The organism is Chitinophaga nivalis (assembly GCF_025989125.1).
Classification (GTDB): Bacteria; Bacteroidota; Bacteroidia; order Chitinophagales; family Chitinophagaceae; genus Chitinophaga; species Chitinophaga nivalis.
Map to the genome: position 1 here is coordinate 1,167,635 of NZ_JAPDNR010000001.1, position 14,970 is coordinate 1,182,604.

The following is a 14,970-nucleotide window of genomic DNA, read 5'->3' on the forward strand; positions in this document are numbered from 1 at the left end:
TTGGTCTGCTGGTGGTTAACGCAATGATCGCTTTTCACAAAGGAATAAGCGGACTGGTTCCGGTTTAAAGTTAATGTCTTTTTCTCATTTCACGTAGTGCTATACCGGAAGCAGTGAATGATGAGGATCAGGAATTCAGGTTGCTTTTTCTCAGCAACACTTGTTTGGCGAAAACGGTGATGGCATCATCTTCCAGCAGTTCCAGCAGAAAATAAAATTCGCCTTGTTCTGTTACTTCATGTAGGTTGTTGTTCCGCAGAAATTCGCCCCGGTGAAAACTTATCAAGGTGTCGCAGGTTCTCAGTTTGAGTGGATTAAACCGGAAGGAAGCAATGGTGGCCTGTTTGAACTCCAGTACGATCCGGTCGTCATCATTGATGAAGCGAAGCTCCAGCCTTTTTTCTGTGGTGTCGTATGCAATTTTGATGCACTGGTAATCATGATGAAGATGATAGGGACTGCCATCTATATCGCCACTCATCAGGGTTTCGAAAAGGGTAGCATGCGTAATATCTTTCACCATGATAACTATATTTTAGAACTGTAACTTGAAACTGCCGAATACACCAAAACGTTTGTTGATCGGTTCTTCCGGAGATACCGCCGGGGTTACCCGCCAGATGAAATCTACCCGCAGGAATTTGAAAATATTTTCAATACCGGTACCTAATTCCAGATAAGGATTTCCCTGCAGGGTTTTAAAGGTATAACCGTTGTTCATGTTCAGTTGTTTATTGGATTCAGAGAGTGAACCAATAACCCCTTTGGCTGTCCAGAACTGCCGCCATTTCAGCTTTTTGATGAGCGGAATATAACCAAAGATACCATTGCCGATCGTGTGTTCTATATTGAAACCGGCGTATTGATCACTGATGAACTCAAAACGGTTCATCATGTTAAAGGCATATTTGTTATAGTAGTAAATTTCGTTGCCCGGATGTACTTCCAGTCCGGTATACGGCAGGGTGCCGAAAATTTTTCCACCGAAAACATTGTAGTAGAAAGAGCCAAACGGTGGCAGCTTCACATAGTCTGAGATGCTCAGGGAAGCGCGCTCGTACTGCTGTCCGCTGCGTCCTATACCTGGGATGCCCAGTGCAAATTTAAATTCAGCAATGGGGAATTTACTGCCTAAGCTAACGCGGTAATAATTGCCCTCCAGGAATTCTTCATGAAAAGCATACCGGACTTTCAGTTCTATTTCTGCAGAAGTCAGCGGATCACGGCCATTGACACCTTTGGGATAAAAATCTGCTGTAGGCAAAGGTTCAAATGGTCTTACCTGTTTGTGTATGAAAGATAGCTGATGAGAAAAACCACTGTAGTATTCCTTGAAAAATTCTACTCTTTTTTCATCTACCATTAAGAACTTCTGCGGTATTCCGCCTTTACGGATAGCCAGTGTAAAGATATTATCGGTACCTACTTCATCGTAGTAATGGGTGCCGTTATCCAGGTCGCGGGTGTAGGCGCCATACACATACGTGCGGGGATGTCTTTTCAGCAGCCATAATGCGGAGATCTTGCCTTTATAGGCCTCGTCTTTGAAACCATAGGCGAGGTAACCATAGAGGTACAGGTCTTTGTTGAATTTAGGCGTGGTACCCAGGTCGAGCCGGAGGCGGAATCCTTCCAGCCGGTTCTGAGAGAAGGCATAGTAGTAAGGCCCCCACTCCAGTGGTCCGAAAGGTTTATAGCCTGTGGCCAGGAAGCGGATGGTATTGGAGTACTTCTGGAACAGCGGCATTTTCTGCAGGGTGTCTACCATGCGGTAAATACTTTGTTCGTTTTTACTGAGACTATCCGGTCGGTTGTATGTCCAGAAAGCATCCTGCCGTTTACGCGCACTATCGAGAATGACGATGTTCTGCGGGTATTTTTTATTGTTGAAGATGTTGGTAACGGCGGTATCGCCGATCACGACTTCATCGTAACTGGTAGTTTTGCGGCCAATGAATTCAATTTGTTTACCCGGTCGCGGACTGGGCGCCCAGAAATCCGCGATGAATTTATCTTTATACAGAAACCAGGTGCTGTCGGGCAGCTGTTTGAATTCCTGTACCAGGCTTACTTTATGAATGAAGTTGATATTCGCATCGCGGGGTACTGACAGTGTGGTTTTCTGGATCGCATAAGTGGTATCATGCACCCAGAGATCACCAATAAACGTATTCTCCCCTTTTCGTTTAGGAGTGAAGTTGAGTTTGATGAACCGCTGTGAATTTACATACTGGGTATCTGCGATTTTGTAGTCGTAATAGAAAGCGCCGTTATGGTGCGTGGGACTGACAAATTGCTTATCAAATACCGGTATAAAGTTTTCGTAGATGTTGATATTCTGATACATGCCCCCCAGGAATTTGGTAACGCTTTCGTTATCAATACCGGAAGTGCGGGCAGCCTTAATGATTTCCTTGGTTTTATGGGGTTTGGACTGATAGTAATAGTCAGACAGGGATTCCGTCAGAAAGATAGGCAGGAAAGGCTTTTCCTCTGAGGTACTGTCGATGTTATCCAGGATGAAAGAGAAGGGTTTGGTAAAACGGTTTTTACTCAATTTTACCTTGTTCAGATTTTTCATATCCAGCTCCAGTTTATTATAAATCTGGTATTTATAATTATCGAGCCGGTTATAATTATTCTCTGGTTTATGTCTTACAATTTGTTTCAGGAGGATGAGTGCGAAGTTAACGTTCGCTTTTATTTCATATACCTTTAAAGAAAGGTCGGAACGGGTTACTTCGAAGTTGATTATTTGTTCTTTCTGACTGCGGTCAACGGGCAATTTAAGCAAATTATATCCCATTACCCTTACGAGTAATGAATCAGCGGGGATCGCACCGAGTTCAAACACATATTTCCCATCCGTATTACTCACCATGCCGATTTGTGTACCCACAAACTGGAGGGTCGCGAAGGGAATGATTTCCTGTGAGTGCGCATCTTTTACAATTCCGCTCACTTTAAAAGTCTGCGCCATCAAGCCTGAACAACAAATGCTTACACCAATTATTGCAGCTAATATTCTTTTCCAGCCTATCATATCTACAACAATATTATACTTTTTTGCGCTTATCGTACGTACCGCTTTCCCGTAGGTAAGGGCGTTATAACAAAAAATTATATTTTGGAATTGCAAATATTATTCTAACTTTGTATTGCAAAGTACTTTTCGAATATGACAGATCAGCAACATCTGCAGACTTTAAGTGATATCCGGCGCATGATGGAGCGCAGCAGCCGCTTTTTATCGCTGAGTGGATTGAGTGGCATTTCTGCCGGTATCAGTGCGCTGGCAGGAGCGGCCATTGCCCGTAAATGGCTGGTGGATTATTACTATCGCTGGAATACCAGTGGTGTACATAATCATGACGATTTTGAGTTGTTGAAATTCCGTCTGATTGTATTGGGATTTTGTGTGATGATAGTAGCATTATGCGGTGGTGCATTTTTTACGTGGCGGAAAGCCCGGCGGAATGGATTGCCGATATGGGATCGTACAGCAAGGAATGTGCTGATAAATGTTGCGTTACCACTGGCAGCAGGTGGCGCTTTTATAGGCGGGTTATTGTTTAATCACCTGGAAACGCTGGTAGCACCTACCTGCCTGGTGTTCTACGGACTGGCACTGATTAATACCAGCAAGTATACGTTGCCGGATGTACGTTACCTGGGTATCCTGGAAACCATACTGGGAATAGTTAATCTTTTCTTTTTGCGTAAAGGCCTGTATTTTTGGGCCATTGGCTTTGGATTACTGCACATCATTTACGGAGCATTGATGTGGTGGAAATATGAAAGAAAAGGAAGCCTTCAATCAATATCATGAACCCGATAGGTAACTTAAACAAAATATTCGAAAGCCGTATACGCCTCGGCGTGATGAGTATATTGATGGTAAACGATGAGGTAAATTTTAACGACCTTAAACAGATGCTGGAGGTAACAGATGGTAACCTGGCCTCCCACCTCAATACACTGGAAGAAAACGGCTATCTGAAAGTACATAAAGGCTTTATTGGGCGTAAAACCAATACTACCTACGCTATTACCAGCGCCGGGGAAAAAGCCTTTAAAGGGCACCTGGTGGCCCTGGAATACATGATCAAATTCACGAAATAAATTTTTTTTGTCTTTTTACTTTGAAATACAAAGTGCTTTCTAAAATAAAAAACTTGTATATGGAACCTTCAACACATACGCCCCTCTCCTTTTTTGATCGTTATGCCTACGCTATCAAGGCTTTCATCATCATCGTTATGACCATCATGTTACTGATCCCTGCCAATATGATACAGGGCATCATCTGGGAACGGCGCGACAGACAGCAGGAAGCCACCAAAGAAGTCAGCAGCCGCTGGGGAGAAGAACAACATATCACCGGACCGGTACTGGCCATCCCCTATACCCTTGCCGGCCAGCATAACGCCGGGGAATTCCAGTCATACGTATACCTGCTGCCGGAAAACCTGAAAATAAACGGTGAGCTGTTACCGGAAAAACTCAAGCGGGGTATTTTTGATGTGGCCGTATATACAGCAAGGCTGCAACTCAGCGGAACTTTTACCAAAACAGCCCTGGAAAAACTGGACATCCCCTTCTCCGCCCTGAAGCTGAATGAAGCCATGGTACTGGTAGGTATCAGTGATCTGCGGGGCATCGATAACCAAGTGCAATTAATGTGGAACGGCAAACCGTATTTTTTTAATCCGGGAATCGTCAATAAGGATCTTTTCAGCAGCGGTATTCAAACGCCGGTAGCCATTGATATGACAGCAGCGGGCGGTACTGCGGGTAGCTTTACGTTGGATCTGGGCGTAAAAGGTTCCGGGCATATCCGTTTCTCTCCGATAGGTCAAACCACTGTGGCCAATATTCGTTCTACCTGGCCGGATCCTAGTTTCGATGACGCCTTCCCGCCTAAAACCCGGCAGGTAAGTGATAAAGGTTTTGTGGCTACCTGGCAGATCCAGCACCTGAGCCGCAACTATCCGCAAAGCTGGACAGGCAATAAATACGATATCCAGTCGGCTGATTTTGGTATCCGCCTGTTTATGCCGGCACAAAGCTACCAGCAGTCTATGCGCGCTGTAAAATATGCGCTGCTCATCATCGGACTTACCTTTTTTATCCTGTATTTTATTGAGCTGTCGCAGCGCCGGACCTTACATCCATTGCAATATGCCCTCGTGGGATTAGCCCTTTGTATTTTCTATACCCTGTTAATATCTATTTCAGAACAACTTAACTTTATTATGGCCTACATCATCTCCAGCGTGCTGACGATCGGATTGATTGTCCTGTATATTGCAGCTGCCTATAAAAACGCCCGTATCGCCATCAGTATCGGCAGTGTGCTGGTATTATTGTATGGCTTTATTTATGTAGTCATCAGTGCAGAAGACCAGGCGCTGCTGATGGGTAGTCTGGGCTTATTTATCATCCTGGCGCTGGTGATGTATTTCAGCAGCCGTATCAAATGGGACAAACTGGGGCAGAAAGACGTCACACCCGTAAATCAATAAACTAACATGCGCAATTCTTATATCAGCAAACGGATAGCCAGTTTCGGATACGCTTTTAACGGTATCATCGCTTTTTTACGCAGCGAACCACATGCACGTATACACGCCCTTGCTACCATAGTGGTAGTGGCTGCCGGTTGCTGGTATCATATTGCCACTTCCGAATGGATCTGGCTTATATTATGCATAGCTCTGGTATGGGTAACGGAAATGCTGAATACCGTGGTGGAAAAAATCATGGATCATCTTTCTCCGCAACAACATCCCAAAGTAAAGTGGATCAAAGATGTAGCCGCCGGCGCAGTATTGGTCGCAGCCATCGCTGCGCTGGTCATTGGCATATTGATCTTTTATCCTTATCTCTTTTAGTGTTTCCCTTTTATCCCTGTATCGTTTTAACCATATAAAACTGGCGTATGAAACTAAAAAGTAGGATGCGGTTACTGCAAAGGCAGGTACACCGGTCACGACAGGAATATACCCTGTATGCTTCTGTATTATTCAGCCTGGCTTTGCTGGCTTGCCGTATAGCCCATACCGGTAGTTATCTGCGGGTATCACTGATCTGGAATCTTTTTCTGGCCTATATTCCTTTTGCCATTACCGGCTGGATGCACCGGCATCCGGAACAGGTCAGCAACCGGTATACCTGGTACAGTTGTTTTGTGGTGTGGCTGCTGTTTGTGCCCAACGCGCCCTATATTCTCACAGATCTGTTTCATTTATTCGACGGCGGTGTACCGCTGTGGTTCGATTTATTCATGATTTTTTCCTTTGCCTGGAATGGGATGGTGCTGGGATATTTTTCCATCCGCACCATGGAGCATATGTGGCGGGTACGGCATACCCGCTGGCCGGCCTGGCTGTTTTCGTTTCCGGTGATGTTCCTGTGCGCCATGGGGGTATATATCGGCCGGTACCTGCGCTATAATAGCTGGGATGTAGTAAAAGATCCGCTTACGTTGTTGGGCGATATGCGCGATATCGTATTGCATCCCTGGGAAAACAGGAGTGCGTGGGCCTTTACGATCTGTATGGGTATCTTTCTGTATCTGATGTATCCGTTTTTTGCCAAAAAACCACAGGCACGTTAAGCCCCGATTCGTTACTGCGTAGTATGTTATAAAAGCAAAACGCGCAACTCCTACGGAGCTGCGCGTTTTGCTTTTATAAATTGATCACATCCGGCAACAGGTACCGGAGTGTGGTAGTGGCTTAGAAATCGACTCCCATACCGAAGTACCAGATCGGACTGCCCTTGAAGAAGCCCATGGCAGGCCAGCCGGCATCTACCCGCAGGAAATAGCCTGCAATAGTAGTGCGGGCACCAAAACCATAACCACCGATGAAAGGTCCGAGGAAGCCTTCTTTAATACGGGTAACCACTCCGGATCCGGGATCTGTATACTCGCCGTAATTGGCATCTTTAAAGCTCAGTTTTCCGGTCCACGCGGTACCGATATCCATGAAGGAAACTGCCTGGAAATTACGCAGTAAAGCGGAGTTAATAGGCCGGTCGATAAAGGTGGCGAATACCGGTAAACGTAATTCGGTATTCAGCAACATTACATTATTACCGTTTCTCGCATTCTGCTTGTATCCGCGCAGGTTTTCAGACAAGGTCTGGAAGGCGTAGTTGACAGTTCTGTCAACCGGATTGTTGGCATTGATCTGCGGGTTTAACCAGTTGTCTATACCACCCAGGTAGTACAACAGTTTGCGCGTACCCCAGGACATATCCAGGGAGAAACGGGTAGCCCAGATAAAGTTGCGGTAGATTTTTTTGTAGTGACGTATGTCAACACCCATGCTATAGGTGAATCTGCCATTGGCCGCCGCTGAATTGGGATTGAATAATTCATTCAATCCACCGTTGGTCAGCTGGGAATTCACATCGCCATAGATTTTATAACGGGTACCATTCCAGATATTAATAGCCGGATTGATGGTATTATCATATACATATTCCAGGCGCGCTAACGCGTAGCTTTCCTTGAAGTCCGGCTGTTTCAGCGTTTCTATTCTGGTAGCCTGCATCACCAGTCTGTCTGTACGGTAGCCTACCTGTAAACGCAGGCTTCTCACCTGGTCAAACGGATAACGGGCTTCCAGCTGATAGAGGTTGGTGATAAATTTCACTGGCAGTACTTCAGGCGAGCCGATTACACTGAATCCCTGGCTTTTATCCACTTTCCGGTAGTAGGTGAATTTATAGTCAAACCGTTTTTTCAGGTAAGAGGTGGTGAAAAAGTATTCTGTTCCCTGCAGGTTGGAAGGAATACGGAAGCCGCCACTGAATTTCAGGTCTTCAAACAGGTCGCTTACCCCAATGCGGATTAAACCGTTGATGGGATCTGAAAGCCGGATCGGACCAGAAGGGGGACCCGTGTAAGGCTGGTACCGGTTAATGAGTACAGAGTTATCCAATTGCACCGTCAGGTAGTCGGATGCAAATTTGAATTTATATGGAAACAGTTTAGACTTTTTCAATACCGGTTCTTCTTTCTTTTTCTCAAAGAAGGAATTATTATTATCCTGCAATGTTATCACAGTCTCGGTAGTATCTACCGGATCATTACCAAATTCGTTCTGGAAGAAATTCGGATGAGACGTGGTGTCTTTCACCGGCGCCGCAAACGTTGGTAATCCTAATCGCAGGCTGTCTGCATGTATTTCTGCTTTTCTGAAATTGGTAGGCCGTGCGTTGATATTTCTTTTCTTCAGCACAGTGGTATCTACCTTTAACTTCATCAGTCGTTTGATATCGGCATATCCTACCACTTCAGATACCTCTCCTTTTTCGCCGGTAATCCTGGATTCCAGGATACCATATGGATAGTTGGAGATCGGGAAAGAATAGGTAGAGTCGCTGGTGATGGCGATGGCTTCCACGGAATCAGGTGCAGCCGCACCATAGGCTGCCAGTGCAGAATCCAGCTCTTCTTTCTCCGGATTATGCAGGATGTCGGCGCCTACATAAAAGAGAGAGTCTACACCGGCACTTTGTGATTTGAAGAAGCCGGCATAACGGTTACGGATACCGTTGGCATCAGAAACAAAGGTGAAGTGGGTGGTATTATATTGCATGGGCAACCGGGCGTCTCCGTATTTCAGATCCGTTAACTGCGTGATCTGTTTTTCGGAGCTTCTGTTCCAGTTGTCTACCATGAAAATATTGAAAGGACGGTTGGGCAGGGAGGTATCGCTGCCCCTTCCTTTAGGCGATGGCCTGTTGGAAGAGTAAATGATACCGCTTTTGCCGGGGAATGCAGCAAAACTTGGGTCCAGGTCATCATACACATCGTTGGTGATCTGGTCTGTTTTGGAGTTGCTGATGCTATAGGTGAAAATGTCGGTATGTCCGTTTTTGATAGCAGACAGGAGAAGATTATTTTCCTGTATGGGCATGAACTTGAAGTCTACCACCCGGTCGAATTGTTTCAGGTCCTGACGTAGGGTGGTACGGGTTATGAGGTCGTATACCAGCAGTTTGGTTTTGCCTTCGTGTTCGTAGATCACTGCCAGCCGGTTGCCTTTAGGATTCCAGGCCATCATCGGGTAGTTAGGATCCAGTTGGTTAGCCAGCTGCATGACGCCGCTGCGGAGCAGTACTTTCGGCTTGTTCCAGCCCAGTTGAATCTGTACGCGGTATACGCCTTTCTTGAATTCTACGACTGCGTAGGAATTATTTTTAGGATTGGGATTGAAACGGAAATAATCTGCTTTGCCGATTTCCTGGGCCACAATGGTGCGGCCTTTAGCAGAAGTTTTTCTTCTGCGGTTATCTTCTGAGAATCTTCTTTGATAAAATACAAAGAAGTCCTGGGTCGTTTTTTTCGGAGTGAGATTGAGTACCTGTTCAAAACCTTTTTTCAGTCCGCGGTTGATGCGGGAGATGTACATCAGGTAAGGCACGGCGTCTTTACCATATTTGGTTTCCACATAGTACCAGAATGCCTGGCCGGCCAGCAATGGCTTTTCATAAGCCAGGTGATTAAAGCTGTTATATTTTCCGGATAACAGGGCCGACTTTAACTCTTCATCCAGGCGGGCATTCCAGGGCTCTGCTGCATAGGCGATAAAGCCATCTGTAAACCATTTGGGAAAATCTATCAATACGGCATTACCGGCAAATTCGCCGATATCTTCCCCAAACAACTGTGTTTCCAGCATAATCCGGGCGATGCCCTGGCGTATCTGACGGTGTAGGTTTTCGTGGTTGCCATCAAAATATACGATCATTTTATTACCCACCAGTTTGGTAACACCGCCGGTATTCTGCCAGTCGATACCAATACCGATGTTGGATTGCTTCATTTCTCCGAAGCTGTTATATACCACAATATTAATACGCTGGCGGGGATTGGTTTCCATGAACTGCTCCAGCTGCGGTAATTCCTTTTCGGCTACCTGGGCCACATATTTACCTAATTCAAGCCCGTTTTGGCTAAAATAGGTATTAAAGTGGCGGCTTTGATAGTATCTCCATTTAAAATTCTTAAACTGCACTCGATTTTGTCCGAATTCTACTGTATTGGTTTGAGCCTGGGATACTATCGCTCCAAGTAATAGGGTACCGTGGAATAATAACCGGGTAATAAATCTGTTCATACAGAAAGTATTGATAATATTGTGATCTTTTAAAATTACCGTAAAAAAATCGGGTAGCAATGATTGAAATACAACAATTCACTTTCGGGCCCCTACAGGAAAACACTTTTCTTCTTATTAACGGAAAAAAGGATTGTATAATTATAGACCCGGGATGTTATTTTCAGAACGAAAGAAATGAATTATTGCAATATATACAAACCGGCGGGTTAAATGTTATAAGATTATTGAATACGCATTGCCATTTCGATCACATATTTGGCAACAAGCTGGTATCCGATACTTATAAGGTGCGTCCGGAATACCACGAAGCAGAGCAGGTGGTGCTGGACCGTTCGCAGCAGGTGGGGGTGATGTATAATCTGCCATTTGATCCTTCGCCGGTAGCAGGCCGTCACCTGGTGCCGGGGGAAAAGATCCTTTTCGGTGAAGATGAGCTGGTGGTGTTGTTTACACCTGGCCACTCTCCGGGGAGTGTGTCTTTTTATTGCGCCAGCCAGCAGTTTGTGATTGGCGGCGACGTGTTGTTCTTTAAGAGCGTAGGCAGAACCGATTTGCCGGGAGGAGACACGGATACGCTGCTACGTAGTATCCGGGAACAGCTGTTTGTGCTGCCGGATGAGGTAAGGGTATACCCGGGCCATGGTCCTTCCACTACTATCGGCTTTGAAAAACAGCACAATCCTTTTCTGGAGGACTAATAACGTTTTTCCGGTATGCCGCTGCGGCATACCGGAAAAACAAACCTATCGGATAAACTTCCCAATCACGGGCAGCCGGGCAAATTCTTTCTTCTCCATACGGAATATAAACCAGCCATAGGCCGCAAACAGCAACGTGGCCACTGCAAACGGAAGGGGTTTCAATGCATAGATATCCTTCGGCGACAATAGGTTGGCATTGAGCCAGTTGAATACATAGTAAATAATAACGGCCAGGCCTATATAGGTAATCAGTTTAGGCAGATGGTAGGGTACCGGGTAGTATTTTTGTCCCAGTACATAACAAATCACCATCTGAATAAAGTAGCATACCATGGTGGCCAGTGCGGCACCATAATACCCCATTACCGGAATCCACCACCAGTTCAGCAGAAAAGCCAGGAATGCAGTAATGATGGTAATGATGGCACCTGTGCGGGTGCGGTCTGTGAGTTTGAACCAGATAGTGAGGTTGTAATAGATCCCCAGGAACATATTGGCCAGCAGCAATACGGGTACGATCCGCATCCCTTCATAGTAAAAAGGCACCCGCAGGAATATTTTCCAGATACTTAGATACAGGCTTACGAAAAGGAACATGAAACAAAGCATGATCACGAATAACTTCATGATCCGGGCATACATTTTTTGCGGATTGCCGCTTTCTGCCTGTTTAAAGAAGAAAGGTTCGGCGCCTAACCGGAACGCCTGTATGAACATGGTGATGAGGATCGCCAGTTTGTAGTTGGCACTGTACAGGGCAATGACTTCTTTTTTGGCTTCCATGTTGTTGCCAGGCAGAAACTGCGGCAGAAACCAGGCCCTGTCGAAGGTTTCATTGACCATACCGGCCATTCCCACTACAATCAGCGGCAAGGCATAGTGCACCATTTTTTTCCAGAGAGCGGCGTCAAACCGCCATTCGATGTTGCGGATTTGCGGCAGGAACAGTAAGAGTGTAACGGCGCTGCCCAGCATATTACTGAGGTAGATGTAGCCCGTCTGATCGCTGCCGCTTTGCAGATCAGGTACCCAATGATGGCCTGAGGCATATAACTTCGGACATATTACCAGAAAGAAGACATTAAAAAAGATAGTGGTTACGATACCGGCTATACGAATTACCGCATACCGGACCGGCCGTCCTTCCAGCCGCAGTTGTGCAAAAGGAATCGCTGTGAGGGCATCAAAAGCCATCAGGAACACCACATACGTATAAAAGGCCGGATGTCCGTTGAGCCCGGCCAGCTTGCCGGCATAGGAGTCAATGACAGGTTCCCGCAGTAGTAACAACAGTATCGTGATACTGATGGTGGATATCAGCAGGGAAATGGTGGAAGTACCCAGCACATGTGCCTTGTTTTCTTTTTTCGCAAAACGGAAAAAAGCGGTTTCCATACCATAGGTGAGTACAATGTTGGCAAACGGAATATAGGCATATACGTTAGACATCTCACCAAAAGATGCCCGCGTAAGGATACCCAGATAAAATGGGGTCAGAAAATAATTGAGCAACTTACTCACAATATTACTCAGGCCGTAATATACTGTTTGTCCTGCCAGTTGTTTGATACTCAATATTGTATGTTTTAATGCAATGATAAATGACGAAGGTCGGATATACATCGGTACAACAGCGAAAAACATATCCCATACAGGAAGTGTTTCCGGATGATGGCCGTGCGCTATTCAAAAAATCCGTTTCTCCGTTGCTGTTTCTTATCAGATAACCGCTTTTTAAACTGAATGCGTTTTTCCACCACGGCCTTGGAAGGTTTGGTGGGTACGCGTTTTTTACGGGGAATGAGCGCTTTGTTGATCAGGTCATTCATTTTATAGATCACTTCCTGCTTGTTGCCCAGCTGGGTGCGGGCGGTTTGTGATTTCACCAGCAGCATGCCGTCGGCATTGATGCGGTTGGCCAGTTTTTCTGTCAATATGGTTTTTTGCGCCGCAGTGAGCAGGCCGGATGCCATGATGTTAAAATACCCCTCTACCATAGTCTCCACTTTGTTCACATTCTGTCCGCCGCTGCCTCCGCTGCGGGCGGTACGAAAAGTGAGTTCGGTGGTGATGTCAATATTCATCGTATATTTATTTTGTTAATATTTGTGAGTTGGTTCGGGAAGCAATTTATTAAAACTGCCGTTAAAACCCTTATCCTATATTCTGCCGGTCGGATATTACCCGTGAAACCTTTGTAACCCCTCTCCCGCTCTCCGGTAAAAAGGAAGCCCGCCGAATCGGCTGATTTCCTTAATTTTCGCCGGCAAAAATGATTTATACTATATGAGGGCGGTTATACAACGTGTTACACACGCATCTGTTACAGTAGATGGTGCTGTTACGGGAGCTATTCAACAGGGATTGTTGATATTGCTGGGCATCGAGGATGCCGACACCCAGGAAGACATTACCTGGCTTAGCAGTAAAATTGTTAACCTGCGCATCTTCAACGATGATGCAGGTGTGATGAATGTATCGGTGAAAGAAATACATGGGGATATCCTGCTGGTAAGCCAGTTTACCCTGCATGCAGCCGTGAAAAAAGGCAACCGGCCTTCGTATATCCGTGCGAGTAAACCGGAGGTGGCCATTCCGCTCTATGAAAAAATGACTGCACAATTGGAACAGGATTTGGGGACCCCTATTCAAAGAGGGATCTTTGGCGCAGATATGAAAGTGGCGTTGCTCAACGACGGTCCGGTTACCATCCTGATTGATACCCAGCACCGGGAATAGTGGAAACGGTTATCTTCCAATCTGTTATCTTTAGTATCTTAAAAAAATATCCATGACAATCAAAGAAGCGCAGGAAAAAATTGACAACTGGATCAATACCACCGGTGTCCGCTATTTCAGTGAGCTGACAAATATGGCGATCCTGACGGAAGAAGTAGGAGAAGTAGCACGCGTGATGGCCCGCAAATACGGAGATCAGTCTTCAAAGGAAAGTGATACCAACAAACAGCTGGCAGATGAGCTGGCGGATGTCATGTGGGTGCTTTTGTGTATTGCCAATCAAACCGGCATTGATATGACGGTAGCGCTGGAGAAGAATTTCGACAAGAAGAATATTCGGGATGCACATCGCCACCAACAGAACCCCAAATTAAAATAGCCCCTGCCGCAGGAAACGGCGTTGCGGCTTTATAAAAACAACTGTTATGCAAAAAACCGGAACGATTAAAATGCTCTGGCAGGTATTAAAACAATCTGTCAGTGATTTTTTTGAAGATAAGGTGCTGAAACTAAGTGCAGCACTGGCCTATTATACTATTTTTTCGGTGGCGCCCATGCTGATCATCATCATTTTCCTGTGTGATCTTTTCCTGGGAAAAGAGGCGGTGGAAGGCAGTATCTATGGGCAGATCAGCGGTCTGGTAGGAGATGCTGCCGCGCTGCAGATTCAGGCCATGATTAAAAACGCAACCCTCTCCAATGATATGACCTGGGCTACTGCAGTAGGGTTTATTACCCTGATCATTGGTGCTACCGGGGTGTTTGCGGAAATACAGGATTCCATTAATTACATCTGGCGCCTGAAATCCAAGCCCAAGAAAAATAGTTTGCTCCGGATGTTGCTGAACCGGCTGCTTTCTTTTTCCCTGGTGGTGAGCATGGGCTTTATTTTGTTGGTATCGCTGGCTATCAATGGGCTGGTGGAGCTTTTCAAAGTATTACTCACTAAAATGATTCCGGAGAAAGTTACCTCTACCCTCCTGTTCTATGTGGCCGATTTTGTGGTGCCTTTTATTGTAATCGCCACACTTTTTGCCATTATCTTTAAAGTACTGCCGGATGCGCGTATCAAGTGGAAAGATGTACGGGTGGGAGCTTTCGCTACGGCTATTCTCTTTATGATCGGTAAGTTCGCTATCGGATATTACCTGGGCGCCAGCAAGGTCAGTTCTACTTATGGTGCGGCAGGCTCTATTGTGATTATCCTGCTCTGGGTATATTATTCAGCAGCCATCCTGTATTTCGGGGCCGTATTTACCCGGGTATATGTACAACACTTCGGCAAGCAAATCTATCCGAATGATTATGCGGTATGGATTAAGCAGGTGGAAGTGCCACATGAAGCCGAAGAACGGGTGGAAGAAGGATAGTACATTTGTCTATCAGTTCCC

The 14,970-nt window shown here is 45.8% G+C and carries 14 protein-coding genes; 9 read left to right on the forward strand and 5 right to left on the reverse strand.

What is annotated here, in order from left to right:
* Nucleotides 1-127 precede the first annotated feature (127 nt).
* Nucleotides 128-523 carry a hypothetical protein gene (locus OL444_RS04810; RefSeq protein WP_264734367.1) on the reverse strand — a complete coding sequence of 132 codons (396 nt, stop codon included), beginning with the start codon at nucleotides 521-523 and terminating at the stop codon, nucleotides 128-130.
* 12 nt (nucleotides 524-535) lie between these two features.
* On the reverse strand, nucleotides 536-2,980 hold the full coding sequence (locus OL444_RS04815) for a DUF5686 family protein (protein WP_264734366.1): 2,445 nt from the start codon (nucleotides 2,978-2,980) through the stop codon (nucleotides 536-538).
* A 198-nt stretch (nucleotides 2,981-3,178) separates the two neighbouring features.
* Here OL444_RS04815 and OL444_RS04820 point away from each other — a divergent pair, with 198 nt between their 5' ends.
* Genes OL444_RS04820 through OL444_RS04840 form a run of 5 tightly spaced genes read left to right on the forward strand, consistent with a single transcriptional unit; the run spans nucleotide 3,179 to nucleotide 6,619 of the window.
* Nucleotides 3,179-3,829, forward strand: a complete 651-nt coding sequence (locus tag OL444_RS04820) for a hypothetical protein (RefSeq protein WP_264734365.1) — start codon at nucleotides 3,179-3,181, stop codon at nucleotides 3,827-3,829.
* On the forward strand, nucleotides 3,826-4,122 hold the full coding sequence (locus OL444_RS04825; RefSeq protein ID WP_264734364.1) for a winged helix-turn-helix domain-containing protein: 297 nt from the start codon (nucleotides 3,826-3,828) through the stop codon (nucleotides 4,120-4,122). Before OL444_RS04820 ends, OL444_RS04825 begins: the two co-directional genes overlap by 4 nt.
* A 59-nt stretch (nucleotides 4,123-4,181) precedes the next feature.
* Nucleotides 4,182-5,525 carry a cell envelope integrity protein CreD gene (gene creD, locus OL444_RS04830; RefSeq protein WP_264734363.1) on the forward strand — a complete coding sequence of 448 codons (1,344 nt, stop codon included), beginning with the start codon at nucleotides 4,182-4,184 and terminating at the stop codon, nucleotides 5,523-5,525.
* Between the two features lie 6 nt (nucleotides 5,526-5,531).
* Entirely contained in the window at nucleotides 5,532-5,894 is a 363-nt protein-coding gene (locus OL444_RS04835) for a diacylglycerol kinase family protein (protein WP_264734362.1), read from the forward strand.
* A gap of 47 nt (nucleotides 5,895-5,941) precedes the next feature.
* Nucleotides 5,942-6,619: a DUF1361 domain-containing protein gene (locus OL444_RS04840; protein ID WP_264734361.1), complete on the forward strand. Its 678-nt coding sequence runs from the start codon at nucleotides 5,942-5,944 to the stop codon at nucleotides 6,617-6,619.
* Nucleotides 6,620-6,740: 121 nt separating this feature from the next.
* On the opposite strand, the gene OL444_RS04845 is transcribed toward OL444_RS04840, so the two are convergent.
* Entirely contained in the window at nucleotides 6,741-10,136 is a 3,396-nt protein-coding gene (locus OL444_RS04845) for a TolB-like translocation protein (protein ID WP_264734360.1), read from the reverse strand.
* Nucleotides 10,137-10,195: 59 nt separating this feature from the next.
* Between OL444_RS04845 and OL444_RS04850 the strand changes: the two genes are divergently transcribed.
* Nucleotides 10,196-10,837 carry an MBL fold metallo-hydrolase gene (locus OL444_RS04850; RefSeq protein WP_264734359.1) on the forward strand — a complete coding sequence of 214 codons (642 nt, stop codon included), beginning with the start codon at nucleotides 10,196-10,198 and terminating at the stop codon, nucleotides 10,835-10,837.
* A 45-nt stretch (nucleotides 10,838-10,882) separates the two neighbouring features.
* Here the strand turns inward: OL444_RS04850 and OL444_RS04855 are convergent, their stop codons facing one another.
* Nucleotides 10,883-12,415 carry an oligosaccharide flippase family protein gene (locus OL444_RS04855; protein WP_264734358.1) on the reverse strand — a complete coding sequence of 511 codons (1,533 nt, stop codon included), beginning with the start codon at nucleotides 12,413-12,415 and terminating at the stop codon, nucleotides 10,883-10,885.
* Nucleotides 12,416-12,522: 107 nt separating this feature from the next.
* Nucleotides 12,523-12,924 carry an alternative ribosome rescue aminoacyl-tRNA hydrolase ArfB gene (gene arfB / locus OL444_RS04860; protein ID WP_264734357.1) on the reverse strand — a complete coding sequence of 134 codons (402 nt, stop codon included), beginning with the start codon at nucleotides 12,922-12,924 and terminating at the stop codon, nucleotides 12,523-12,525.
* A gap of 202 nt (nucleotides 12,925-13,126) precedes the next feature.
* Between arfB and dtd the strand changes: the two genes are divergently transcribed.
* Genes dtd through OL444_RS04875 form a run of 3 tightly spaced genes read left to right on the forward strand, consistent with a single transcriptional unit; the run spans nucleotide 13,127 to nucleotide 14,949 of the window.
* On the forward strand, nucleotides 13,127-13,579 hold the full coding sequence (gene dtd, locus OL444_RS04865; protein WP_264734356.1) for a D-aminoacyl-tRNA deacylase: 453 nt from the start codon (nucleotides 13,127-13,129) through the stop codon (nucleotides 13,577-13,579).
* A 52-nt stretch (nucleotides 13,580-13,631) separates the two neighbouring features.
* Nucleotides 13,632-13,958, forward strand: coding sequence for a nucleotide pyrophosphohydrolase (locus OL444_RS04870; RefSeq protein WP_264734355.1), 327 nt, complete (start codon nucleotides 13,632-13,634; stop codon nucleotides 13,956-13,958).
* Nucleotides 13,959-14,004: 46 nt separating this feature from the next.
* Nucleotides 14,005-14,949: a YihY/virulence factor BrkB family protein gene (locus OL444_RS04875; RefSeq protein WP_264734354.1), complete on the forward strand. Its 945-nt coding sequence runs from the start codon at nucleotides 14,005-14,007 to the stop codon at nucleotides 14,947-14,949.
* Nucleotides 14,950-14,970: the final 21 nt, after the last annotated feature.